The sequence below is a fragment of the Streptomyces sp. NPDC001970 genome, assembly GCF_053594115.1.
This window is the reverse complement of the sequence record NZ_JBSFDW010000043.1, coordinates 32,177-54,815: the sequence shown is the minus strand read 5'-3', so window position 1 is coordinate 54,815 and position 22,639 is coordinate 32,177. Positions and strand designations below refer to the sequence as shown.

Genomic DNA, 22,639 nt, shown 5'->3' with positions numbered 1-22,639 from the left:
CGCGCGCAGGTCCGCTGAGGACTCCACGCCGAGGGCTCCGCATGAGCACTCCGCTGAGCACTCCGCCGGCTGGTCGGCCACAGCCGATCGGTCGGCTGTGCTGTCCGCTTTCGAGTGACACCCCGGCCCGGCAGCGGCACGCCCCCGGCCCGGCGGGCCCACGATCGCAGGCAGCCGGATCCGCTTCCGGCCATGAGCCGCCGGATCCGGTGGAAGGCCGCCATGCACATCCTGCTCGTCGCCAGCGCGTACAACAGCCTCACGCAGCGAGTCCATGCCGAACTGCGGGACCGCGGACACAGCGTCGCCGTGGAAGCGACCCCGAACGGAGCAGCCGTACGGGACGCCGTCCGCCGGCACGAGCCGGACCTGGTGCTGGCGCCCCTGCTGAAGGCCGCCGTCCCGCGTGACGTGTGGTCCGCACACACCTGTCTCATCGTCCATCCTGGGCCGGTGGGCGACCGCGGGCCGTCGTCGCTGGACTGGGCCATCCACGAGGGTGCCCGTACCTGGGGCGTCACGGTCCTGCAGGCGGACGAGGAGATGGACGCCGGCGACGTGTGGGCCACGGCGAGCTGTCCCCTACCGCCCGTCGCCAAGAGCGACCTGTACCGGAACGAGGTCTCCGACGCCGCAGTGGCCGCGGTCCTGCTGGCCGTCGACCGCTTCGCGTCCGGTCGGTACACCCCGCAGCCGCAGAGCAGCCTGCCGATCGCGGCCATCAGGACCCGTCCGCACGTCCGCCAGGAGCTGCGGCGCGTCTCCTGGGAGGACGACTCCACCGAGACGGTCCTGCGCACGCTGCGCGCCGCCGACTCGCAGCCCGGTGTGCTGGACGAGCTGCTGGGCGACGAGTGGTTCCTCCACGGCGGCCACCCGGAGGACGGGCTGCGCGGCCGCCCCGGGGCGCTGCTCGCGACCCGCGCCGGTGCGGTCTGCCGGGCGACGACGGACGGTGCGGTCTGGATCCCCGAGCTGCGCCCCCGCCGCAGGCCCGGGGGCCCCGCCACGTTCACCCTCCCCGCGACGCTGGCCCTCGGCGCCCGGCTGCCGCCGCTGCCGGAACTCCCCGCCCCCCTGCACCGCGACGAGCGCCGCCGGACCTGGAGCGACATCCGCTACCGGGAGGAGGGGCAGGTCGGGATGCTGTCGTTCTCCTTCCCCGGCGGCGCGATGAGCACCTCGCACTGCCGGCGACTGCTCGACGCCTACCGGGTGGCCTGCTCGCGGCCGACCTCGGTGCTGGTGCTGGGCGGCGGCCGGGACTTCTTCTCCAACGGCATCCACCTGAAGGTGATCGAGGCGGCCGCCGACCCGGCGGCCGAGTCCTGGGCCAACATCAACGCGATGGACGACCTGGTCGAGGCCGTGCTGACCACCACGGACCGGCTGGTGGTGGCCGCCGTCGGCGGCAATGCCGCGGCAGGCGGGGTGATGCTCGCGCTGGCCGCCGACGAGGTCTGGTGCCGGGCGGGCGCGGTGCTCAACCCGCACTACCGGCTCATGGGGCTGTACGGCTCGGAGTACTGGACGTACACCCTGCCCCGCCGAGTGGGTGAGCCGATGGCCGAACGCCTCACCCGGGAGGCGCGGCCGATGACCGCGACCGCCGCGCTGCGGACCGGTCTGGTGGACCGGGTCGTCGACTGCGGACCGAAGGAGTTCACCGCCGAGGTGAGCGCACTGGCCGCCCGGCTGGCCCCGTTTCCCGCGACGCAGTCCCGCATCGCCGCGAAGAAGGCGGAGAGCGAGCGCCGGGAGGCCGTCAAACCGCTCGCCCGCCACCGGGAGGAGGAGCTCGCCCGCATGCTGCGCACCTTCCGCGACCCCACCGCCCCGTACCACGCGCTCCGCCGCGCGTTCGTCCGCAAGGAGTCCCCGCCCGGCGGCCCCGCTTCGGAGCAGCGCGCGGTGGCAGGGGGACCGAGCGCCTGTTAGCAAGAGAGAAGTCCCGAACGCGGGACTTTGTCGTCATACCTCCCCAGGAGGCGTCCTCATGGATGCAGCAACGCCGACCACGGTCGACGCCGCGGACTCGTCCGGCGGCGCGGCCACGGACGAAAAGCCGATCCATATCCTCTGGATCAACGCGGGACTGAGCTGCGACGGCGACTCGGTCGCCCTGACCGCAGCCATGCAGCCCAGCATCGAGGAGATCGCGCTCGGCGCGCTTCCCGGCCTGCCGAAGATCCAGGTCCACTGGCCTCTGATCGACTTCGAGTGCGGACCGGTCGGCGGCGCCGACACCTTCATCGAGTGGTTCTTCAAGGGGGAGCGCGGCGAGATCGATCCGTTCGTGCTGGTCGTCGAGGGCTCGGTGCCCAACGAGTCCATCAAGCAGGAGGGTTACTGGTGCGGCTTCGGCGACAATCCGGAGACCGGACAGCCCATCACGACCAGTGAGTGGATCGACCGGCTGGCGCCCAAGGCCCTGGCCGTCGTCGCGATCGGCACCTGCGCCACGTACGGCGGCATCCATGCGATGCAGGGCAACCCGACGGGTGCCATGGGCGTGCCCGACTATCTGGGCTGGGACTGGACGTCGAAGGCCGGAATCCCCATCGTGTGCGTCCCCGGCTGCCCGATCCAGCCCGACAACTTCGCGGAGACCCTGACCTATCTGCTCTACCAGGCCGCGGGGTCCGCGCCGATGATCCCGCTGGACGACAAGCTCCGCCCGACCTGGCTGTTCGGCGCGACCGTGCACGAGGGCTGCGACCGGGCCGGCTACTACGAGCAGGGCCAGTTCGCCGAGACGTACGACTCGCCCAAGTGCCTGGTCAAGATCGGCTGCTGGGGCCCCGTCGTCAAGTGCAACGTACCCAAGCGCGGCTGGATGAACGGCATCGGCGGCTGCCCGAACGTGGGCGGCATCTGCATCGCCTGCACCATGCCCGGCTTCCCCGACAAGTTCATGCCGTTCATGGACGAGCCGCCCGGCGCCCGGCTGTCCGTCACGGGCAGCGGAGCGTACGGGGCCTTCATCCGCAGACTCCGATCGATCACCGCCAGGACGGTGGACAAGGAGCCCAAGTGGCGGCACACGGGCGAGAAGATCACCACCGGCTACCGGCCCCCGTGGTGACCCGCCTTCAGGACATCGACCCACCCCCTCCTGCTCGAAGACGTGAAGAAGGGCACCGCACTCACAATGGCGACACAGGCGAAAACGACCGGCGACGGCCTGGTGGAGATGTCCTGGGATCCGATCACCCGGATCGTGGGCAGTCTCGGCATCCACACGAAGATCGACTTCAAGCAGAAGCGGGTCGCGGAGTGCTACAGCACCTCGTCGGTCTTCCGCGGCTACAGCGTCTTCATGCGGGGCAAGGACCCGCGCGACGCACACTTCATCACGAGCCGCATCTGCGGCATCTGCGGCGACAACCACGCCACCTGTTCGGTCTACACGCAGAACATGGCCTACGGCGTGAAGCCGCCGCACCTCGGTGAATGGATCATCAACCTCGGCGAGTCCGCCGAGTACATGTTCGACCACAACATCTTCCAGGAGAACCTGGTCGGGGTCGACTACTGCGAGAAGATGGTCCGCGAGACCAACCCGGGCGTCTGGGAGCAGGCGCAGCGCACCGAGGCGCCCCACGCCGCCGAGCACGGCTACCGCACGATCGCCGACATCATGCGCTCCCTCAACCCGCTCGAAGGCGAGTTCTACCGCGAGGCCCTCCAGGTGAGCCGCTACACGCGGGAGATGTTCTGCCTGATGGAGGGCCGCCATGTGCACCCCTCCACGCTCTACCCGGGCGGCGTGGGCACGGTCGCGTCCGTCCAGTTGTTCACCGACTACATGACCCGCCTCATGCGCTACGTGGAGTTCATGAAGCGCGTCGTGCCGCTGCACGACGATTTGTTCGACTTCTTCTACGAGGCCCTGCCGGGGTACGAGGAGGTCGGCCGCCGGCGTGTGATGCTCGGCTGCTGGGGCGCGCTCAACGACCCCGAGTACTGCGACTTCACCTACGCCAACATGAGCGACTGGGGCCGGCGCATGTTCGTCACCCCCGGCATCGTCGTCGACGGCAAGCTCGTCACCAACGACCTCACCAAGATCAACCTCGGTATCCGCATCCTGCTCGGCAGCTCGTACTACGAGGACTGGGAGGGCCAGGAGCAGTTCGTGACGCACGACCCGCTCGGCAACCCCGTCGACCCCCGCCACCCCTGGAACCAGCACACCATCCCCGCCCCGCAGAAGCGGGACTTCGCCGACAAGTACAGCTGGGTGATGGCCCCGCGCTGGTTCGACGGCAAGGAGCACCTGGCGCTGGACACCGGCGGCGGACCCATCGCCCGGCTGTGGTCCACCGCGCTGTCGGGGCTCGTCGACATCGGCTACGTCAAGGCGACCGGGCACAGCGTCGTCATCAACCTGCCGCGCACGCTGACCAAGCCGGAGACCACCTTCGAGTGGAAGATCCCGCAGTGGAGCAACGCGCTGGAGCGCAACCGCGCCCGCACCTACTTCCAGGCCTACGCCGCGGCCGTCGCCCTGCACTGCGCCGAGAGGGGCCTCGACGAGGTGCGTGCCGGACGCACCCAGACCTGGGAGAAGTTCGACGTGCCGGACGAGTCCATCGGCGTCGGCTTCACCGAGGCCGTACGCGGCGTCCTCTCCCACCACATGGTCATCAGGGACGGCAAGATCGCCAACTACCATCCCTATCCGCCGACGCCGTGGAACGCGAGCACCCGCGACACCTACGGCACCCCCGGCCCGTACGAGGACGCCGTGCAGAACACGCCGATCTTCGAGGAGAATCCGCCGGAGAACTTCAAGGGCATCGACATCATGCGTACCGTCCGCAGCTTCGACCCCTGTCTGCCCTGCGGCGTCCACATGTACGTGGGCGACGGCAGAACGGTGAAGTCGATGCACGTGCCCACCGGACTGAGCGGCCTCGCCGGATGAGCGCGGTGACCGCGGAGCAGGCAGGCCGCCGTGTCGAGGAGATCCTCGACCGGCTCGCCGCCGACGGCGACGGGCAGGCGTGTGCGGCCGCCGAGGAACTGGTGCGGGTCCTGATGGACTTCTACGGCGCCGGGCTGGCCAGAACCCTCGAAGTGCTCGGCCGCCCCGCTGCCGTGCGACCCGGCGGAGACCCCCTCGCCGGGCTCCTCGGCGACGAACTCGTCGCGAGCCTGCTGGTCCTGCACGACCTGCACCCCGAGGACGTCCCCACCCGGATCGCGCGCGCCCTGGGCAGCGTCCAGCACTCCGTCGAGTCGGCGGGGTTCGACGAGGCGACCGGCGTGCTGCGACTGCGGGTCACGGGCGCGTCCGGCTGCGGCTGCCCCAGCACCCAGGAGGTCGCGCGGCAGGCCGCCGCCGAGGCCCTGTCCCGCTTCGCACCCGAAGTGACCGCTGTGGAGCTGGACACGGCGGCCGTCTCGCGCGAGCCGGCCCTCCTCCAGATCGGCTCGGGCCCGCCCCACGCGGCGCCCGCCGAGGCCACCGCCGGCCGCACCGCGGCCACGGCACGGTGAGCGCGATCCGCACCGGGCCGGATGCTCCCGGCCCCCGGGGCCTGCGCCGCTTCACCGGACCCAGGCCGCCCCGCGAGGAGCGGTGCGAACTGTGCGGGGTCGCCCTCCCGGACGACCGTCACCGGCACCTCGTGGACATCGAGAAACGGGCACTGGCCTGCGCCTGCGTCCCCTGTGCCCACCTGATGGACCGCCCGGGCGCCTCGCAGGGCCGCTTCCGGGCGGTCCCCGGCCGCTACCTCGCCGACCCCGGCCACCGGATCGACGACAACGCCTGGGAACTGCTGGGCATCCCCGTCGGCGTCGCCTTCTTCTTCCGCAACGCCGCACTCGACCGGCTGGTCGCGCTCTACCCGAGCCCGGCCGGCGCCACCGAGAGCGAACTGGACCCGGCGTCCTGGCAGAGCGTCCTCGCGGGCACCCGGCTCGCCGCCCTGCTCGAGCCCGACGTCGAAGCCCTGCTGCTGCGCCGCTCCGGCGGACGCATCCAGTGCTACCTCGTGCCGGTCGACATCTGCTACGAACTCGTCGGCCGGATGCGGCTGCACTGGCAGGGCTTCGACGGGGGAGCGGAGGCCCGCGCCGCACTCGACGCCTTCTTCGACCACGTGCGACAGCAGGCCCGCGAGCCGCAGGGGAGCCGGTCATGACCGATTTCACCTTCAGCTGCACCGGCGTGCGCGCCGACCCGTACGCCGCAGGTCCCACCCTTGTCTTCCGGCTGCGGATCACCGCATCGGAGGAGACCCGGGTCCACGCCCTCGCGCTGCGCTGCCAGGTGCGCATCGAACCGGCCCGGCGCGCCTACGCGCCCGCGGAGGCCGACGGGCTCACCGACCTCTTCGGTGACCGCTCACGCTGGGGCAGCACCCTCCACCCCGTGCAGTTCGCCCAGGTCTCCCTCATGGTGCCCGGCTTCACCGGAGAGACCGAGGCGGACCTCGTCGTGCCCTGCACGTACGACATGGACGTCGCCGCCACCCGCTACTTCCACGCGCTGTCCGAGGGCGACGTGCCGCTGCTCATGCTCTTCTCCGGCACCGCCTTCACCGGCGCCGGCGGATTCCACGTCGAACCGGTGCCCTGGGACCGGGAGACCGTCTGCCGGATGCCGGTGAAGGTCTGGCAGGAGATGGTCGATCAGCACTTCCCCGGCTGTGGCTGGGTCCGGCTGCCCGGCGACACGCTGGACGCCCTGCTCGCCTACCGGTCGCGGCGGGCGCTGCCGTCCTGGCAGGCGACGGTCGAGGCCCTCCTGGACGCGGCGGGCGAGAGGACGGCGCCGTGACCGACGCCTCGTTCCCCCCGGCGACGGAAGCCCGGCTCGCCACCGCCCGGCACGTCGCCGACGCCGTCCTCTTCGAGGGCTATGTGCTGTACCCGTACCGGGCGTCGGCGGCGAAGAACCGGCTGCGCTGGCAGTTCGGTGTGCTCGTACCGCCCGCCTGGAGCGCCTCCTGCGAGGAGCACGAATTCCAGCACACCGAATGCCTGATGGAGCCGAGACCCGGCGCGACCCTCGCCGTCGAGGTGCGCTTCCTGCACACCCGGCGACGCATCGTCCAGCAGGCCGGTGCGGACGGCCGCTACGAGACCGTGCGCGAACTCCACCTCGACGACCGCGTCGTGGTTCCCTGGGACGAGGGCGTGGAGGAGCGCGTCGAACTGACGGTCCCCGTGGCCGAGTTGACCGGGGAGGGAACAACGGTCCCCTTCACGCGGCCCGCGCGCGAGGAGACCGAACCCGTCCTGGACACGGCCGGGCGGACCGTGGGGCGGCTCGTCCGCCGGCGCGAGGAGGTCAGCGGTGCCGTCCGGCTCCGTGCCGCCGAACTCGACGGCCCGTACCGGACGATGAGGCTGACCGCCGTCCTGGAGAACACCAGCACCTGGATGCCGGAGCCGGGCGGGGACCGCGATGCGGCCCTGCCGCACTCGCTCGTCGCCAGCCATCTGCTGCTGTGCCTGGACGCCGGGGCGTTCCTCTCGATGACCGACCCGCCCGAGTGGGCCAAGGGCGCCGTCGCGTCCTGCCGGAATCTGCACACCTGGCCGGTGCTCGCGGGCAGGACCGGCGAGGCCGACCTCGTGCTGTCGTCCCCGATCATCCTCGAGGACCATCCGGCCATCGCGCCGGAGAGCCCCGGGGCACTCTACGACGCCACCGAGATCGACGAGATCCTCGCGCTGCGCACAGCGGCCCTCACCGACGAGGAGAAGCGCGAGGCGCGGGGCACGGACGCCCGGGCGGCGGCCGTGATCGACCTCGCCGACTCGATGCCGCCCGAGGTCCTGGAGCGTCTGCACGGCGCGGTGCGCAGCATGCGGGAGGTCACCGCAGGACCCGGGCAGCCCGCCTCCGCCGAACCCGGTGCGGACGTCCTCCGGCCGGACACGCCCTGGTGGGACCCGGGGAGCGACACGAGCGTCGACCCGGCACGCGATCGCGTCCTGGTCGACGGCCGGCAGGTCGGCGCCGGCAGCCGCGTCCTGCTGCGGCCCGGCCTGCGCCACAGCGACGCCCAGGACCTCTTCCTGCACGGCCGCAGCGCACACGTCGAGGCCGTCCTGCACGACGTGGACGGGGGAGTGCACATCGCGGTGACCGTCGAGGGCGACCCAGGTGCCGACATCCGCCGCGAACAGGGCCGCTTCCTCTACTTCCAGCCCGACGAGGTCGAACCCCTGGAGGACGCGTGAACGGCAGCGCACCGGACACCGCCCGGACGCTCGTGGCCGGCGTCGGCAACATCTTCCTCGGCGACGACGGCTTCGGCGTCGAGACCGCACGCAGGCTGACGGAACAACAGCTGCCGGACGACGTCCACGTGGTGGACATCGGCATCCGGGGCGTCCACCTCGCGTATCAGCTGCTCGACGGATACGACACGCTCGTCCTGATCGATGCCGTCGCCCGCGGCGGCGAGCCCGGAACGCTGTATCTGATCGAGCCGGGGACCCCCGCCACCGACGCCCCGGCGAGCGTTCCTCTCGACGGCCACCGAATGTCCCCCGACGCCGTTCTGGCCCTGCTGGACACCCTGTGCGCGGGCACGGGCGCCACGCCGCCGCGGCACACGTTCGTCGTGGGCTGCGAACCCGGCTGCCTCGACGAAGGCATCGGACTCGGCCCGCAGGTGGCCGCCGCCGTGCCCGAGGCCGTGCGGATGGTCATGGACCTGGTGCGGCACAAGGCCCCGACGAACACCCTCACGAGGAGAACACCATGAAGAAGAACATCATCGGCGGCGCTGCCGTCGCCACCGTGGTCGCCGCTCTCGTCCACTTCCTGCCCGACATCAGACGCTATCTGCGCATCCGAGCGATGTGACGAGGCGCCAGGGGGCCGCAGGCTGCTGCCGGCCCGGGCGCTGCACCGAATGACGTACGCAACCGTGTGGTGTCGGCGTGCCGGTGCACCAGCCCCGTGGCCCCGCCCTGTAATGGCCCTGGGGGCCCGCCCGCCGCGCAGGACGGAGACCGATGCACGAGATGTCCATCGCGCTGGCCGTCGTCGACCAGGTCGAGGAGGCGGCGCGCCGCTCCGGCGGCGCCGCCGCGGTCAAGGCCGTACGGCTCCAGGTCGGTGAACTGGCGGGAGTGGTCCCGGACGCCCTCACGTTCTGCTTCGAACTCGCCTGCGCCGGCACCGTGCTGGAAGGCGCGGAACTGATCGCGGAGCCGGTCCTCGGCCGGGCCCGCTGCCAGCCGTGCGCGGACGTCTGGGCGGTCGGGATGCCGCCGCAGCTGTGCTGCCCGGCGTGCGGCACGGCGACCGCCGAGCTGGTCTCGGGCCGTGAACTGAGGATCGCCGCCGTGGAGTGGGACGACGACCCGGCGTACGCATCCGTCCGCCCCCATCGCGAACCGATCTCCGAGGAGAGCTGACCCATGTGCCGTGTCGTGGATCTGCAGCAGGCGGTGCTCGCCAAGAACGACGCCGCAGCGCACACCCTGCGCGCCGAACTCGCCGCCCGCGGAACCACCGTGGTCAACCTCCTGTCCAGCCCCGGCAGCGGCAAGACCGCGCTGCTCGAGGCGGAGCTGCTGCTGGCACGGGAACGGGGTGTGCGGGTCGCCGCACTGACGGCCGATCTCGCGACCGAGAACGACGCCGAGCGCCTGGCCCGCTCCGGCGTCCCGGTCAAGCAGGTGCTCACCGACGGGCTGTGCCACCTGGAGGCCGGAATGCTGGCCGGGCATCTGGACGGCTGGCTGCCCGAGGACACGCGGCTGCTGTTCGTGGAGAACGTGGGCAACCTCGTCTGCCCGGCCTCGTACGACCTCGGTGAGTCGCTCCGCGTGGTCCTCGCCTCGGTGACCGAGGGCGAGGACAAGCCGCTGAAGTACCCGACGGCCTTCGGCCTCGCGCACCTGGTGGTCGTCACCAAGACCGACATCGCCGACGCCGTCGGATTCGACGAGGCCGCATTCCGCACCCATGTCCAGCAGGTCAATCCGGGTGTGGACGTGATCCTCACGTCCGTACGCGCGGGACAGGGGGCCGGCGCCCTGCTCGACCGCGCACGCGCGGCGGCCGACGGCACCCCCGTCCATGCGCCGGTCATGGCGCAGGCCCGCCCGTGAGCTCCCCGCGGCCCGGGTCTGCGGCGGCAACCTCCGTTCGGCGCCGCCGGGTCACCGTGCGGGGCGTGGTGCAGGGCGTCGGCTTCCGGCCCTTCGTGTACTCCCTGGCCACCGGACTGGAGCTGACGGGGCATGTGACCAACACCGGGGACGGGGTCGTCGCCGAGGTCGAAGGCACGCCGCTGGCCGTGGCGCGGTTCTGCACGCGCATCGGCAGGGACGCCCCGTCCCTGGCGATGGTGGAGTCGGTCCACGACGAGGAGGTCCCCGCGACCGGCGGCAGGGGTTTCGTCATCATTCCCTCCGTCACCGAAGGACCCGTCCGCACACTCGTCTCCCCGGACACCGCCACCTGCGCCGACTGTCTGGCCGAGCTCGCCGACCCGGCCGACCGGCGCCACCGGCATCCCTTCATCACGTGCACCCACTGCGGGCCGCGCTTCACCATCGTCACGGGGCTGCCCTACGACCGTGACCACACCACGATGGCCGACTTCCCGATGTGCCCCGACTGCGCCCGGGAGTACACCGATCCGGCCGACCGCCGCTTCCATGCGCAGCCGGTCGCCTGCCCCTCCTGCGGGCCCCGGCTGCGGCTGATCATCGCGCCGGCCGCCCCGGGGCTGCGGCCCCGGCAGGTGCACGCGCCCGATCCGAACGACCGTAGCCTCGGCGGCCCGGCGGGCGCGGCGGACCCGGTCGCCGAGGCCCGCGCACTCCTGGCAGGTGGCGCGATCCTCGCGGTCAAGGGGCTCGGCGGCTACCACCTCGCCTGCGATGCGACCAACTCCGGGGCGGTCGCGCTGCTGCGCCGCCGCAAGGCCCGCGGTCACAAGCCGTTCGCCCTGATGGCCAGGGACATCGCCGCCGTCCAGCACCTCGTCCACGTCGGCGCCGAGGAGCGCGAGCTGCTCACCGGCAGCGCCCGGCCCATCGTCCTGATGCGTCGCCGCAGCGTACCCGCGCCGGCGTCGGGCGCCCCCCGGATCGCGGACGCGGTCGCCCCCGGCAGCCCCGACCTCGGCGTCATGCTCCCGTACACCCCGCTGCACCATCTGCTGCTCGGGCTCGACGGCGACGAGGCACCTGCGCCCCGACTCCTCGTCATGACGAGCGGCAACCGCTCGGGCGAGCCCATCGTCACCGACGACACCGAGGCGCTGGACCGGCTCGGCCACCTCGCCGACGCGTGGCTGCAGCACGACCGGCCGATCCATGTCCCGTGCGACGACTCGGTGGTGCGCGTGTGCGACGGGGAGGCGCTGACGCTGCGCCGTTCTCGCGGCTACGCCCCGCTGCCGGTCCCGCTGCCCGTGTCCGTGGCGCCCGCCCTCGCCGTCGGCGGCGATCTGAAGAACGCCTTCTGTCTCGGGACCGGCCGCAAGGCCTGGCTGTCCGCGCACGTCGGCGACATGGACGACCTCGCCACGCAACACGCCTTCGAGGAGGCCGAGGAGCAGCTGGAGGCGATCACGGGAGTACGGCCCGGCCTCCTCGCGGCCGACCGGCACCCCGGATACCGCTCGGGCACGTGGGCCCGGCGCCACGCCCGAGAACGGCCGCTCGTCCAGGTCCAGCACCATCACGCGCATGTCGCGTCCACCATGGCCGAGCACGGCCTGGACGGCAGCCGGCCCGTGATCGGCGTCGCGTTCGACGGCACCGGATACGGGGAGGACGGAGCCGTGTGGGGCGGGGAGTTCCTGCTGGCCGACTACGACGGCTTCGACCGCTACGCCCACCTCGCGTACGTACCGCTCCCGGGCGGCGACGCGGCCGTGGAGCGGCCGTACCGCATGGCCATCGCGCATCTGCGGGCGGCGGGCCTGGACCTGACCGCCGGCCTGCCCTGCGTCGATGCCTGCATGCCCGGGGAACTCGCGCTGCTCGACCGGCAGTTGGAGCGCAACCTCAACTGCGTACCCACCTCAAGCATGGGCCGGCTCTTCGACGCCGTCTCCTCCCTCGCGGGCGTCTGCCACCGCGCCGGATACGAGGCGCAGGCCGCCGTCGAACTCGAAGCCGCGGCGGTGAGCGCCGCCGCCGACGACGACCGCCGTTACGCCTTCGCGCTGCGTGCGCCCGGTCAGGACGGCCGCGCCGCGCTGGCCGCCGACCCGGCGCCCGTGCTGGCCGCGGTCGTCGACGACGTACGCACCGGCACTCCGGCCGCCCTTGTCGCGGCGCGCTTCCACGGGGCGGTCGCCCGGCTCGTCCGTACCGTCTGCGGCACGGCACGCGAGCAGCACGGCCTCGGCACCGTGGCACTGACCGGGGGAGTGTTCGCCAACGCGCTGCTCTCCTCGGCCTGCGCACGAGGACTGCGGGAGGACGGCTTCACCGTCCTGCGCCACCACCGGATCCCCCCGAACGACGGAGGGCTGGCTCTCGGCCAGCTCGTCGTGGCCGCCCGTACGGCGGCCGAGCCCGCCGGATGACGGAGCGCGCAGCGGCGCGACAGCGAGGAGACACACATGTGCTTGGCGGTACCCGGCAAGGTGCTGGCCATCGAGGACCGGGACGGCACACGTATGGCCACCGTCGACTTCGGCGGAGTGGTCAAGGAGGTGTGCCTGGAGTATCTGCCCGACCTCCAGGTCGGTGAATACGCCATCGTCCACGTGGGGTTCGCCCTGCAGCGTCTCGACGAGGAGTCGGCCCGGCAGACGCTGGAGCTGTTCGAGAGCCTCGGCATGCTCCAGGAGGAGTTCGGTGATCCATGGGAGCCGGTCGCCGAAGCGGACGGACCGCCGCCGCCCGCCGCCGGCAGCGTCCCCGGGGAGGCAGGGCGATGAAGTACATCGACGAGTTCCAGGACCCGGAGCTGGCCCGGCGGCTGCTCGACGAGATCCGCGCCACCGTGACCCGGCCCTGGGCGCTGATGGAGGTCTGCGGAGGCCAGACGCACACCATCATCCGGCACGGGATCGACCAGCTCCTCCCGGACGGGATCGAGTTGATCCACGGTCCCGGCTGTCCGGTGTGCGTCACCCCGCTGGAGGTCATCGACAAGGCCCTGGAGATCGCCTCACGCCCCGACGTGATCTTCTGCTCCTTCGGCGACATGCTCCGCGTGCCGGGGACCGGCCGCGACCTGTTCCAGGTGCGCAGCGAGGGCGGTGACGTACGGGTGGTCTACTCACCGCTCGACGCCCTGGGCATCGCGCAGCAGAACCCGGACCGCGAGGTCGTGTTCTTCGGCATCGGCTTCGAGACCACCGCTCCGCCCAACGCCATGACGGTCCATCAGGCCCGCAGGCTGGGTATCCCCAACTTCAGCCTGCTGGTCTCCCATGTGCGGGTCCCCCCGGCGATCGAGGCGATCATGCAGTCGCCGAGCTGCCGCGTCCAGGCCTTCCTCGCCGCCGGGCACGTGTGCAGTGTGATGGGCGTCGGCGAGTACCCGCAGCTCGCCGAGAAGTACCAGGTTCCCATCGTGGTGACCGGATTCGAGCCGCTGGACATCCTGGAAGGCGTGCGCCGTACGGTCCGGCAGCTCGAAAACGGCGAGCACACCGTGGAGAACGCCTATCCGCGAGCCGTCAGACCCGAGGGAAACCTCGCCGCACAGGCCATGCTGGACGACGTCTTCGAGGTCACCGACCGCGCCTGGCGCGGCATCGGGGTGATCCCCGGCAGCGGCTGGCGGCTCTCCCCGCGCTACCGGGGCTACGACGCCGAGCACCGCTTCTCGGTGACCGGCATCGACACCCGAGAACCGGCCGAGTGCCGCAGCGGCGAAGTCCTGCAAGGACTGCTGAAGCCCCACCAGTGCGAGGTCTTCGGCACCACCTGCACCCCGCGCACCCCGCTCGGCGCCACCATGGTCTCCAGCGAGGGCGCCTGCGCCGCCTACTACCTCTACCGGCGGCTCGACCTGGCCGCCGCCGCCCGGGAGGAAAGCCCCGTTGTCTGAGACGACCCAGTCCGCGACCACGCCTGCGCCGGACATGCTGGCGTGGACCTGTCCCGCCCCGCTGCGGGACCAGCCGCGTGTGGTGATGGGCCACGGCGGGGGCGGCGCCATGTCCGCCGAACTCGTCGAGGAGGTCTTCGCGCCCGCCTTCGGCGGCCCTGCGCTGGCCGGTCTCGGCGACTCCGCGGCACTCGAACTCGGCGGTGTGCGCCTCGCGTTCTCCACCGACTCGTTCGTGGTGCGGCCACTGTTCTTCCCCGGTGGCAGCATCGGCGACCTCGCGGTCAACGGCACCGTCAACGACCTCGCCATGAGCGGGGCCCGGCCCGCGTACCTGTCCTGCGGCTTCATCCTCGAGGAGGGGGTCGAGCTCGCGGTCGTCAGTCGCGTGGCCGAAGCCCTCGGAGCCGCCGCCCGTACCGCGGGAGTGGAGGTCGCGACCGGCGACACGAAGGTCGTGGAGGCGGGCCATGGCGACGGCATCTTCATCAACACCTCCGGCATCGGCCTCATCCCGCAGGGCGTCGATCTGCGCCCGCGGCGCGTCGTCCCCGGTGACGTCGTCATCGTGAGCGGCCCGATCGGCGTCCACGGCGTGGCGATCCTGAGCGTGCGTGAGGGCCTGGAGTTCGCCGTGGAGATCGAGAGCGACTGTGCCGCGCTCGGCGGCCTGGTCGAGGCGATGCTCGCGGTCGGAGGGGAGCGCGCGGGCGGGTGTCCGCTCCACGTGCTGCGCGACCCGACGCGCGGCGGGCTCGCCGCGGCCCTCAACGAGCTCGCCGCGGCATCCGGCACGGGCGTCGTCGTCCAGGAGCGCGCGGTCCCGGTCCCACCGGCCGTGGCCAACGCCTGCGCCGTCCTGGGCCTGGACCCGATGTACGTCGCGAACGAGGGCAAGCTCGTCGCGTTCGTCGCCCGCGAGCACGCCGACGCGGTCCTGGCGGCCATGCGCGCACACCCGCTCGGCAGGGACGCGACGGTGATCGGGGAGGCGGTCGCCGACCATCCCGGCATGGTGGTCGCGCGCACCGGACTCGGCGGCACGCGCGTCGTCGATATGCCGCTCGGGGAACAACTGCCCCGTATCTGCTGAGCCTTCGCATCGAGGAGAGGGCGTGCCGCACCTGCGGCCCGCCGTTCCCCGCGGGCGACCGGGGGGAACGGCGGGCGGGAGGAGCCGCGGCTCTACCCGTCCAGCTCGGCCAGCCGGCGCTCCAGCTCGGCCCGTTCCACCGTGTTGGCGCTGAGCTCGATCGCCCGCTCGTAGGCCTCCCGTGCCGCGCCGGTGTCGCCGGCGCGCCTCAGCAGGTCGGCCCGGGCTGCGTGAAACGGCTGATAGCGCGTCAGCCGGGAGTCCTCCAGCAGCGGTTCGAGCAGCGCGAGACCGGCACGCGGACCGGAGGCCCGGCCGACCGCCACCGCGCGGTTCACCTCGACGACCGGCGACGGGGACAGCACCGTCAGAGTCCCGTACAGGTCGGCGATCTGCTCCCAGTCGGTCTCCTCCGCGCTCGGCGCACGGACGTGCAGCGCGGCCACGGCGGCCTGCACCTGGTACGGGCCCGGGCGGCGGAGCGCCAGCGCGGAGTCGAGCGTGTCGAGGCCCTCCATGATCCGTGCCAGGTCCCAGCGCGTGCGGTCCTGTTCGTCGAGCGGTACGTAGCGCCCTTCGTCGTCCACCCGCGCGGCGCTCCGGGCGTCGTGCAGCAGCATCAGCGCCGGCAGTCCTCGCACCTCGGCGTCGCCGGGCATCAGTGCGCACAGCAGCCTCCCCAGCCGGATCGCCTCGCCGCACAGTTCGCCGCGCACGAGCCGGTCGCCGCCGGTCGCCCCATAACCCTCGTTGAAGATCAGGTACACGACCGACAGCACGCCCGTGAGCCGCTCGGGGAGAGCCTCCGCACCGGGTACGCGATACGGGATCCCGGCATCGGCGATCTTCCGCTTGGCGCGAACGAGGCGCTGCGCCATGGTGGTCTCGCCGACGACGAAGGCACGGGCGATCTCCTCCGTGCTCAGGCCCCCGAGCGTCTTCAGCGTCAGCGCCACCCGGGCGGGCAGCGCCAGCGCGGGATGGCAGCAGGTGAAGATCAGCCGCAGCCGGTCGTCGGTGACATCGCCGTTCTCGTCACCCGGCCGGTGCTCCTGGGCGTCCAGTCGGGCGAGCTCGGCCAGCCGCGCTGCCCGGTCGGCGACGGCACGCTCGCGCCGCAGCCGGTCGATCGCCTTGCGGCGCGCGGTCACCATGATCCAGGCGCCCGGATTGCCGGGAATCCCCTCCCGGGGCCAGGTCGCCACCGCTGACACGAACGCGTCCTGGACCGCGTCCTCGGCGAGCTGGAAGTCCCCGACATGACGGATCAGCGTCGCCAGGACCGCACCCTGCTCCTCGCGGAAGGCATGCTCGGCGGCGGCGGCCGGGTCCTGGCCCGGCCTCCGCCGCCGTCGGTCGTCGCCCGTGGTCACGCGCCCCAGGCCGGACGCACCTCGACCGGCCCGTAGCTGCTGTTCGGCATCTCGGCAGCCCACTTCAGAGCCTCGTCCAGATCGGCCACGTCGATCACGAAGAACCCGGCGAGATACTCCTTCGTCTCGGCGAACGGCCCGTCGGTGATCTGCGTCTTGTCGTCGCGGACCCGCACGGTCGTGGCCGTCTCCGGCTTGGCCAGACCCGAGTTGGCCACGAGGATCCCGGCGTCCAGCATGGCCTTGTGGTAGGAGCCCCAGCGGGCGCCCACCTCCTCGGACGTGGGCTCGCCACCGTCGGGCAGGTAGGTCAACAGGACGTACTTGGGCATGGCGCTTCTCCTTGCACTCGCATCACCGCGCGTTTCGCGGCCTCATCCACGACGACGCCGCACGTGCACCCGATTCGACACTTCTCGGAAGATTTTTTGTACGAAGCGGTCGTGCGTGTTCCACGGCGCTCGGGCGACGCGGCCGCGGCAGCTCGGGCGTGGCTTCCGGCCGCTTCGGGCTGCTCCTGGCCACCGTCGGAACGTCGGACTCCCGGTCCGGGGTCGTCCACCGTGGCGCAGGTTTCCGGCGCACCGCCACCCCCGGCCTCAGGATCGCCGCACCGTGCGCGTTCGAGCCGGATCCACAGGGAACCGGGTACGGCGCGGGCGGGCGGCGTACGCCCCGGGCGGGAACGGACGACCGTCCGGCGGCGATCGCCCAGCGCCGGCCCATCGTCACGCCCGAGACGATCGACCGGTTCGAGGAGGTCATCACCGCGCACGCGCGGCTCTGAGCCTGGTGAATCCGCTGGAATCCGCGTCCGCATCCGGGTGCTGGAACGATCGCTCACGGTCGTCCGTTGATCACACGGCGCTCGCGTCCGGAGTGAACTCCCTGATAATGGTCATTCGGGTCTATATCAGGACGCGATGCACGGCTGTACGCCTGCACGCCAGAGGAGGGCGTTATGAACCGGGACGACACAGGCGGGGAGTACGAGCTGGTCTTCTCGCACGGCGAGCCGACCACGAAGGGCGAGGGCGAGGATGCCGTCGTGGTGCATCGCACCGACCGCAAGGGCCCCGGCGGCCATCCGGTCTACGCCGACGACACGGGCATCGTGCAGGCGGAGATCAGCGACCGCGGCGAAGTGCGGATGATCGCCAGCGGCGGCCACCAGCAGCCCCGGTCGGGGGTCGAGGCCCGGCCGGTCGCCTGAGCCTGCCGGCCGCCTGAGCCTGCCGGGCGTCACCAGGCCAGTTCGTCGTCGAACATCATCATCGCCGACTCCTCGGGCAGCTCGCCCGCAGGCGCCAGTTCGGCCCAGATGATCTTGCCTCCGGTGACGTACCGGGTTCCCCAGCGCTGCGAGAAGTGCGCCACCAGGAACAGTCCCCGCCCGCCCTCGTCGGTGGTGGCGGCCCGGCGCAGATGCGGCGACGTGCTGCTGCCGTCGGACACCTCGCAGACGAGCGTGCGGCCGTTCAGCAGCCGGGCCCGCACGGGCTCGGTGCCGTAGCGCAGCGCGTTCGTCAGCAGCTCGCTCAGCACGAGCTCGGTGACGAACGACGACTCCTCCAGCCCCCAGTCCACGAGCCTCCGGGTGGCCTCGGCGCGCACCCGGGAGACCTCCGCGACATCGAGCGGCACGTCCCACACGGCGACGTTCTCCGCCGGGAGCAGCCGTGTGCGGGCGACGAGCAGCGCGATGTCGTCGCTCGACTGGCTCGGCGGCATCGCGGTCGTCACCGCCAGGCAGGTCTCCTCCGGAGTGAGACCGGGCGGGGCGATCGCTGTCCGCAGCAGCTCGAACCCCTCGTCGATGTCCCGGCGGCGGTCCTCGATCAGCCCGTCCGTGAACAGGACGAGCCGGCTGCCCTCCGCGAGATCGACCTCGATCTCCTCGAAGGGGTGTCCTCCGATGCCGAGCGGCGGCGACACCGGCATCTCCGGATACGTCACCCCCCTGACCGGATCGACCAGCGCCGGCGGAGGGTGCCCGGCGTGTGCGAGCGTGCAGCGCCCGCTGACCGAGTCGTACACGGCGTACAGACACGTGGCGCCGGTCACCGGCGCGCGTTCGTGGTCCTCGGCCCTCTGGTCGGCGTCGATACGGATGACGAGGTCGTCGAGGTGCGCCAGGAGATCGGCCGGAGGCAGGTCGAGGGACGAGAAGTTGAGCACGGCGGTACGCAGCCGCCCCATTGTCGCGGCGGCGTACATGCCGTGCCCGACCACGTCGCCCACCACCAGGGCCACCCGGAACCCGGGCAGCGGAATGACGTCGAACCAGTCGCCCCCCACACCGGCCTGCGCGGGAAGGTAGCGCCAGGCCACCTCCAGCGCGTCCTGCTGCGGCAGATCACGGGGGAGCAGACTGCGCTGCAGGGTCACGGCCATCGCGTGCTCCCGGGTGAACCGGCGGGCGTTGTCGATCGCCACCGCCGCCCGCGCCGCCAACTCCTCCGCGAACGACGCGTCGTCCTCGTCGAAGCGGGGCTGGACCTCGGTCCGCCAGAAGTTGGCCATGCCGAGGACCACGCCGCGGGCCTGCAGCGGCACGGTGATCAGCGAGCGGATCCCGTACTCCAGCGCCTGCTGTGCCCCGTCCGGGTCCTGGCTCCGCCAGCCCTGGAGCGTGGTGAGGTCCCGCGCGAGCACGGCGTGGCCGCTGTTCATGGCCGTGGCCATAGGGGTGGCGGGGATGACGAACCGGATCACGTCCCCGACCGGCTGGAGCGGCGGATCGTCACGGATGCCGTGCAGCGCCGTGCGGCGCATCTCGGTGGCCGCGCTGTTCGGCTCCTCGCCGCGCAGCACATGATCGAGCAGTTCCACGGTGGTGAACTCGGCGAACCGGGGGACGGCCACCTCGGCGAGCTCCTCGGCCGTCCGTTGTACGTTCAGCGTGGTGCCGATCCGCACCCCCGCCTCGTACAGCAGGGTCAGACGTTCCCGGGCGATCTCCGCCCGGCCGGACAGGGCCCGCAGTTCGGTGGTGTCGCGAAGGCTCGCGACCACGCCCGGGACGCCTCCGTACGGGGCGGTGGGCCGCGTGCTGACGGCGAGCAGCCGGTCGCCGGAGAGGAACACCTGGTCGGAGACCTCCTCGCCGGACACCAGCAACTGGGTCATGTCCGCGCCGAGGTTCAGCTCGGACACGGGCTTCCGGTCCGCGTCGGGCGGCAGATCCAGGAGCCGTCGCGCCTCGTCGTTGGCGAGCACCAGCCGACCGTCGCCGCCGACGATCAGCACACCCTCGCGCACGGCGTGCAGCACCGCGTCGTGATGCTCGTACATGCGGGTCATCTCCGCGGGGCCGAGGCCGTGCGTCTGCCGCCGCAGCCGCCGGCTGACGAGCGCCGCACCCCCGGTGGCGAGCGCCAGGGCACCGGCCGCGGACGCCAGCATGCCCGGCATCTGCCGGTCGAGGAGTTCGCCGATGTTCGCGACCTGTATCCCCGCGGTGACCAGGCCGACGACCCGTCTTTCGGCATCGGTGACCGGAACCACGGCCCGGACCGCGTCGCGCGGCGCGCCCTCGAAGGTTTCGGTGAACGCCTCGCCCGCGACGGCCCGGGAGATGTCCCCCTCGACGCGCTCGCCGACCAGCGGCGCCTCAGGGTCCGTGTGGCGGACCCCGTCGAGGCTCAGCACGGAGATGAAGTCGACGCCCGCCCCGCGTTGGGCCTCGTCGGCGGCGGGTTGCAGGATCGCGCTCGGGTTCGGGGACTTGAGCGCCGGCGCCGTACCGGGCGCGTGCGCGAAGGTCTCGGCGGCGGCGAGTGAGCGGTTCTCCGCGTCCTCCAGGCTGTCGTTGCGCGCCTGCAGGACCAGGGCGGCCGACGCGGCGATCACGACGAGGATCACCACGATCGCCTGGAGGAGGAAGACCTGGGTGGCGAGGCTCTGCACGCCGAGTGCATGCGGAAGTCGTGAATGCGGACGTCGCTGTCGGTCCGCCGGGCGTTCGCGCTGATCGCGTGCCCCCCGGCGGCTGAGCGGCCTGACCGCCGTCAGCCGAGACCGGCGGGAACGTCCGATCATGTCCCAGTTCTAACACCGGGCCGCCCTCCGGGGCGACTGCACGACGCGGACGGTGCGGCGAGGAGCCGGCGGCCGTCACCTCCCCGCTTTCCCGCGGGACCGGGCGGGCCGGAGACACCCGTTCGGCGGCGTGCGGGAGGGGTCATGGCACCCGGGCGGGTAGGCGAGCGCACATGCCCTTCAGATTCGGTGCGCCGGGCGACGACGCCGCGGCGCACCACGGCCGCTGGTTCCCGCGGCTCCACCGGTGGGTGCTGACGTCCGTGGTCGGCCTCGCGTGGAGCCGGGGGCGCGAGATGGAGTTGATGCACCGCGCCATGGGCTTCGCGGCGCTCAGCTTCCTCACCCTCGTGCCGCTGTTGGTCGTCGTCGCGGCGGCCGACCTCGCGAGCGGCCAGGGATTCGCCAAGTGGCTTGTGCAGGGCCTCGGCGTGTCGCAGGTGTCGCAGGAGCAGGTCGAGCAGCTGTTCGGCAAGCCGGGGCAGGCCCTGCAGCGCACCACCGCGCTCGGTCTCGCCGCGCTGGCCGCGTTCGGGGTGACCTTCGGCTCCGCCGTGCAGACAGGGTACGAGCGGGCCTGGGCCCTGCCGACGGCGCGTTGGCACACCATGTGGCGGCACGTCGTCTGGCTGGGCGTGCTCATTGCCGCACTGCTGGTGTTCGTCGCCACACCGGCCCCGGCGAACGCGTCCGCCCTGACGACGACGCTCGTCGCCGGTGCGGACCTGTTCGGGACCTTCCTCTTCTTCTGGTGGTCGCAGTGGCTCCTGCTGTGCGGCCGCATCCGCTGGCGGGCCCTGGCGCCCGGTGCCGTGACGACCGCGCTGGGGCTGCTCGGGCTGCGGATCTTCTCGCAGTTCGTCTTCTCGCCGCTGATCGCGGCGAACGCGGTGACGTACGGGCACTTCGGGACCGTGCTGGTCCTGCAGTCCTGGCTGGTCGGTGTGGGCTTCGTCGTCTACGGCAGCGCACTGGTGGGGCGGCTGTTCCACGAGGACCGCGTGGCGCGCAGGCTCGTCAAGGAAGGACACATGCGGTCACCGGGTAGGTGAACGGGGCCAGTTGGCCGAACGCGCCGGCACGGGCCCGCTCAGGCGTCCGGGCCGTCGAAGGAGGCCAGGTAGGTGGCGGCCATGTCGTCGTCGCCGTGGCCGGAGCGCTCGGCGCGTTCGAAGCGGGCGAGGCCGGCCCGGGCGACGTCCATGCGGACGCCGGCGCGTTCGGCCGCTTCGGTGATGAGCCGCGTGTCCTTGAGGGCGTTGGTGACGGTGAAGGAGGGGGCGTAGTCACCGCTGAGGATCACCGCTGCCTTGGCGCGGAGATAGCCGTTGTCCAGGGCGCCGCCGGAGACGGAGTCGAGGAACGCCTGGGGATCGACGCCGAGGCCCCGGGCCAGCGCGAGGGTTTCGGCGGTGGCGTGCGTGAGCGCGGTGACCCAGTTGTTGAGGACCAGCTTGAGGCGGCTCGCCGCCGCCGAGTCGGCGTCCTCGCCCACCCAGGTGGTGTGGCGGCCCATCGCGTCGAAGACGGGGGCGAGGACGGCACGGGCCTTCGGCGGCCCCGCGGCCAGGACGAGAAGTTCGCCCGATTCGGCAGGCTGCCGGGACCCGAGGACCGGTGAGTCGACGAAGGTGAGGGCGTGTTCCCGGGCGAATGCGGCCAGTTCCGCCGTGGCGGTCTCGCCGACCGTGGCGGTCTGGGCCCACACCGTGCCAGGGGCGAGGCCACCGGCCGCCTCGCGCATCGCGCCCAGCACGCGCGGCCCGTCGTTCAGCACGGTCACCACCACATGCGCGCCGGTGACCGCGTCGGCCGGCGAGTCCGCGCAGTAGGCGCCGTCGGCCACCAGGGCCTCCGCCTTCTCGCGCGTACGGTTCCAGGCTCTGACGGGCAGTCCGGCGCGGAGCAGGCTTCTGGCCATCCCCGCCCCCATGATTCCCGTACCGAGCACCGCCACGGTGGGACGGGACTCCGCGTTGTCGGTCCTGTGCGTGGTCACGTGAGCTGCCTCCCGGCTGTGTTGTTGCCCGTGGCTGGTGAGGAGATCGTAGGCGAGCGCCGTGCGCCGCCTCGTCAAGCGGCTTCCAGGACCCGGAAGTATGATGAACGTCGGGTTCCGGCTGG

At 72.2% G+C, this 22,639-nt stretch carries 22 protein-coding genes; 18 read left to right on the top strand and 4 right to left on the bottom strand.

Annotated elements, in window-relative coordinates; genetic code table 11:
- Positions 1-222 precede the first annotated feature (222 nt).
- The 15 genes from ACWCP0_RS35750 (at position 223) to hypE (ending at position 15,101) form a co-directional block, all read left to right on the top strand.
- Positions 223-1,938, top strand: coding sequence for an enoyl-CoA hydratase-related protein (locus ACWCP0_RS35750; protein WP_451082925.1), 1,716 nt, complete (start codon positions 223-225; stop codon positions 1,936-1,938).
- 58 nt (positions 1,939-1,996) lie between these two features.
- On the top strand, positions 1,997-3,085 hold the full coding sequence (locus ACWCP0_RS35745; protein ID WP_451082912.1) for an NADH-quinone oxidoreductase subunit B family protein: 1,089 nt from the start codon (positions 1,997-1,999) through the stop codon (positions 3,083-3,085).
- 66 nt (positions 3,086-3,151) lie between these two features.
- Positions 3,152-4,930: a nickel-dependent hydrogenase large subunit gene (locus ACWCP0_RS35740; RefSeq protein WP_451082911.1), complete on the top strand. Its 1,779-nt coding sequence runs from the start codon at positions 3,152-3,154 to the stop codon at positions 4,928-4,930.
- Positions 4,927-5,505, top strand: coding sequence for a hypothetical protein (locus ACWCP0_RS35735; protein ID WP_451082910.1), 579 nt, complete (start codon positions 4,927-4,929; stop codon positions 5,503-5,505). The genes ACWCP0_RS35740 and ACWCP0_RS35735 overlap by 4 nt, the downstream gene beginning before the upstream one ends.
- The gene (locus ACWCP0_RS35730; RefSeq protein ID WP_451082909.1) at positions 5,502-6,155 is read left to right on the top strand and encodes a DUF5947 family protein; all 654 of its coding nucleotides are present in this window, start codon (positions 5,502-5,504) and stop codon (positions 6,153-6,155) included. The genes ACWCP0_RS35735 and ACWCP0_RS35730 overlap by 4 nt, the downstream gene beginning before the upstream one ends.
- A complete protein-coding gene (locus ACWCP0_RS35725) occupies positions 6,152-6,793 on the top strand; it encodes a DUF6084 family protein (RefSeq protein ID WP_451082908.1) in 642 nt (213 codons plus the stop codon). The genes ACWCP0_RS35730 and ACWCP0_RS35725 overlap by 4 nt, the downstream gene beginning before the upstream one ends.
- Complete coding sequence (locus tag ACWCP0_RS35720) at positions 6,790-8,205, top strand: hypothetical protein (protein WP_451082907.1); 1,416 nt, start codon at positions 6,790-6,792, stop codon at positions 8,203-8,205. Before ACWCP0_RS35725 ends, ACWCP0_RS35720 begins: the two co-directional genes overlap by 4 nt.
- Complete coding sequence (locus tag ACWCP0_RS35715) at positions 8,202-8,735, top strand: hydrogenase maturation protease (RefSeq protein ID WP_451082906.1); 534 nt, start codon at positions 8,202-8,204, stop codon at positions 8,733-8,735. The genes ACWCP0_RS35720 and ACWCP0_RS35715 overlap by 4 nt, the downstream gene beginning before the upstream one ends.
- On the top strand, positions 8,732-8,836 hold the full coding sequence (locus ACWCP0_RS35710; RefSeq protein WP_451082905.1) for a DUF6893 family small protein: 105 nt from the start codon (positions 8,732-8,734) through the stop codon (positions 8,834-8,836). The genes ACWCP0_RS35715 and ACWCP0_RS35710 overlap by 4 nt, the downstream gene beginning before the upstream one ends.
- Before the next feature lie 152 nt (positions 8,837-8,988).
- Entirely contained in the window at positions 8,989-9,393 is a 405-nt protein-coding gene (locus tag ACWCP0_RS35705) for a hydrogenase maturation nickel metallochaperone HypA/HybF (RefSeq protein WP_451082904.1), read from the top strand.
- A gap of 3 nt (positions 9,394-9,396) precedes the next feature.
- Positions 9,397-10,092 (top strand): hydrogenase nickel incorporation protein HypB, encoded by a 696-nt coding sequence (gene hypB, locus ACWCP0_RS35700; protein WP_451082903.1) that lies wholly within the window; start codon positions 9,397-9,399, stop codon positions 10,090-10,092.
- The gene (gene hypF, locus ACWCP0_RS35695) at positions 10,089-12,530 is read left to right on the top strand and encodes a carbamoyltransferase HypF (protein ID WP_451082902.1); all 2,442 of its coding nucleotides are present in this window, start codon (positions 10,089-10,091) and stop codon (positions 12,528-12,530) included. Before hypB ends, hypF begins: the two co-directional genes overlap by 4 nt.
- A 36-nt stretch (positions 12,531-12,566) precedes the next feature.
- Positions 12,567-12,887 (top strand): HypC/HybG/HupF family hydrogenase formation chaperone, encoded by a 321-nt coding sequence (locus ACWCP0_RS35690; protein ID WP_451082901.1) that lies wholly within the window; start codon positions 12,567-12,569, stop codon positions 12,885-12,887.
- Positions 12,884-14,008, top strand: coding sequence for a hydrogenase formation protein HypD (gene hypD, locus ACWCP0_RS35685; RefSeq protein ID WP_451082900.1), 1,125 nt, complete (start codon positions 12,884-12,886; stop codon positions 14,006-14,008). The genes ACWCP0_RS35690 and hypD overlap by 4 nt, the downstream gene beginning before the upstream one ends.
- Before the next feature lie 34 nt (positions 14,009-14,042).
- Positions 14,043-15,101 (top strand): hydrogenase expression/formation protein HypE, encoded by a 1,059-nt coding sequence (gene hypE / locus ACWCP0_RS35680; protein ID WP_451082924.1) that lies wholly within the window; start codon positions 14,043-14,045, stop codon positions 15,099-15,101.
- A gap of 92 nt (positions 15,102-15,193) precedes the next feature.
- Here the strand turns inward: hypE and ACWCP0_RS35675 are convergent, their stop codons facing one another.
- Positions 15,194-16,474, bottom strand: coding sequence for an RNA polymerase sigma factor (locus ACWCP0_RS35675; protein ID WP_451082899.1), 1,281 nt, complete (start codon positions 16,472-16,474; stop codon positions 15,194-15,196).
- Entirely contained in the window at positions 16,471-16,806 is a 336-nt protein-coding gene (locus tag ACWCP0_RS35670) for a YciI family protein (RefSeq protein WP_451082898.1), read from the bottom strand. The genes ACWCP0_RS35675 and ACWCP0_RS35670 overlap by 4 nt, the downstream gene beginning before the upstream one ends.
- A 158-nt stretch (positions 16,807-16,964) precedes the next feature.
- Here ACWCP0_RS35670 and ACWCP0_RS35665 point away from each other — a divergent pair, with 158 nt between their 5' ends.
- Together ACWCP0_RS35665 and ACWCP0_RS35660 are read left to right on the top strand one after the other, a co-directional pair.
- Positions 16,965-17,261 (top strand): hypothetical protein, encoded by a 297-nt coding sequence (locus ACWCP0_RS35665; protein ID WP_451082897.1) that lies wholly within the window; start codon positions 16,965-16,967, stop codon positions 17,259-17,261.
- Positions 17,262-17,435: 174 nt separating this feature from the next.
- Complete coding sequence (locus tag ACWCP0_RS35660) at positions 17,436-17,687, top strand: DUF6296 family protein (RefSeq protein ID WP_451082896.1); 252 nt, start codon at positions 17,436-17,438, stop codon at positions 17,685-17,687.
- A 29-nt stretch (positions 17,688-17,716) separates the two neighbouring features.
- On the opposite strand, the gene ACWCP0_RS35655 is transcribed toward ACWCP0_RS35660, so the two are convergent.
- Positions 17,717-20,515 carry a SpoIIE family protein phosphatase gene (locus tag ACWCP0_RS35655; RefSeq protein ID WP_451082895.1) on the bottom strand — a complete coding sequence of 933 codons (2,799 nt, stop codon included), beginning with the start codon at positions 20,513-20,515 and terminating at the stop codon, positions 17,717-17,719.
- Between the two features lie 173 nt (positions 20,516-20,688).
- Here ACWCP0_RS35655 and ACWCP0_RS35650 point away from each other — a divergent pair, with 173 nt between their 5' ends.
- Positions 20,689-21,567 carry a YhjD/YihY/BrkB family envelope integrity protein gene (locus tag ACWCP0_RS35650; RefSeq protein WP_451082894.1) on the top strand — a complete coding sequence of 293 codons (879 nt, stop codon included), beginning with the start codon at positions 20,689-20,691 and terminating at the stop codon, positions 21,565-21,567.
- Positions 21,568-21,605: 38 nt separating this feature from the next.
- Here the strand turns inward: ACWCP0_RS35650 and ACWCP0_RS35645 are convergent, their stop codons facing one another.
- On the bottom strand, positions 21,606-22,514 hold the full coding sequence (locus ACWCP0_RS35645; protein WP_451082893.1) for an NAD(P)-dependent oxidoreductase: 909 nt from the start codon (positions 22,512-22,514) through the stop codon (positions 21,606-21,608).
- Positions 22,515-22,639: the final 125 nt, after the last annotated feature.

Excerpts from the sequence above, each read along its gene's own strand:
- ACWCP0_RS35750 (WP_451082925.1), top strand. The coding sequence starts at position 223 with ATGCACATCCTGCTCGTCGCCAGCGCGTACAACAGCCTCACGCAGCGA.
- ACWCP0_RS35745 (WP_451082912.1), top strand. The coding sequence starts at position 1,997 with ATGGATGCAGCAACGCCGACCACGGTCGACGCCGCGGACTCGTCCGGC.
- ACWCP0_RS35740 (WP_451082911.1), top strand. The coding sequence starts at position 3,152 with ATGGCGACACAGGCGAAAACGACCGGCGACGGCCTGGTGGAGATGTCC.
- ACWCP0_RS35735 (WP_451082910.1), top strand. The coding sequence starts at position 4,927 with ATGAGCGCGGTGACCGCGGAGCAGGCAGGCCGCCGTGTCGAGGAGATC.
- ACWCP0_RS35725 (WP_451082908.1), top strand. The coding sequence starts at position 6,152 with ATGACCGATTTCACCTTCAGCTGCACCGGCGTGCGCGCCGACCCGTAC.
- ACWCP0_RS35710 (WP_451082905.1), top strand. The coding sequence starts at position 8,732 with ATGAAGAAGAACATCATCGGCGGCGCTGCCGTCGCCACCGTGGTCGCC.
- ACWCP0_RS35705 (WP_451082904.1), top strand. The coding sequence starts at position 8,989 with ATGCACGAGATGTCCATCGCGCTGGCCGTCGTCGACCAGGTCGAGGAG.
- hypB (WP_451082903.1), top strand. The coding sequence starts at position 9,397 with ATGTGCCGTGTCGTGGATCTGCAGCAGGCGGTGCTCGCCAAGAACGAC.
- ACWCP0_RS35690 (WP_451082901.1), top strand. The coding sequence starts at position 12,567 with ATGTGCTTGGCGGTACCCGGCAAGGTGCTGGCCATCGAGGACCGGGAC.
- hypD (WP_451082900.1), top strand. The coding sequence starts at position 12,884 with ATGAAGTACATCGACGAGTTCCAGGACCCGGAGCTGGCCCGGCGGCTG.
- hypE (WP_451082924.1), top strand. The coding sequence starts at position 14,043 with ATGCTGGCGTGGACCTGTCCCGCCCCGCTGCGGGACCAGCCGCGTGTG.
- ACWCP0_RS35670 (WP_451082898.1), bottom strand. The coding sequence starts at position 16,806 with ATGCCCAAGTACGTCCTGTTGACCTACCTGCCCGACGGTGGCGAGCCC.
- ACWCP0_RS35660 (WP_451082896.1), top strand. The coding sequence starts at position 17,436 with ATGAACCGGGACGACACAGGCGGGGAGTACGAGCTGGTCTTCTCGCAC.
- ACWCP0_RS35655 (WP_451082895.1), bottom strand. The coding sequence starts at position 20,515 with ATGATCGGACGTTCCCGCCGGTCTCGGCTGACGGCGGTCAGGCCGCTC.
- ACWCP0_RS35650 (WP_451082894.1), top strand. The coding sequence starts at position 20,689 with ATGCCCTTCAGATTCGGTGCGCCGGGCGACGACGCCGCGGCGCACCAC.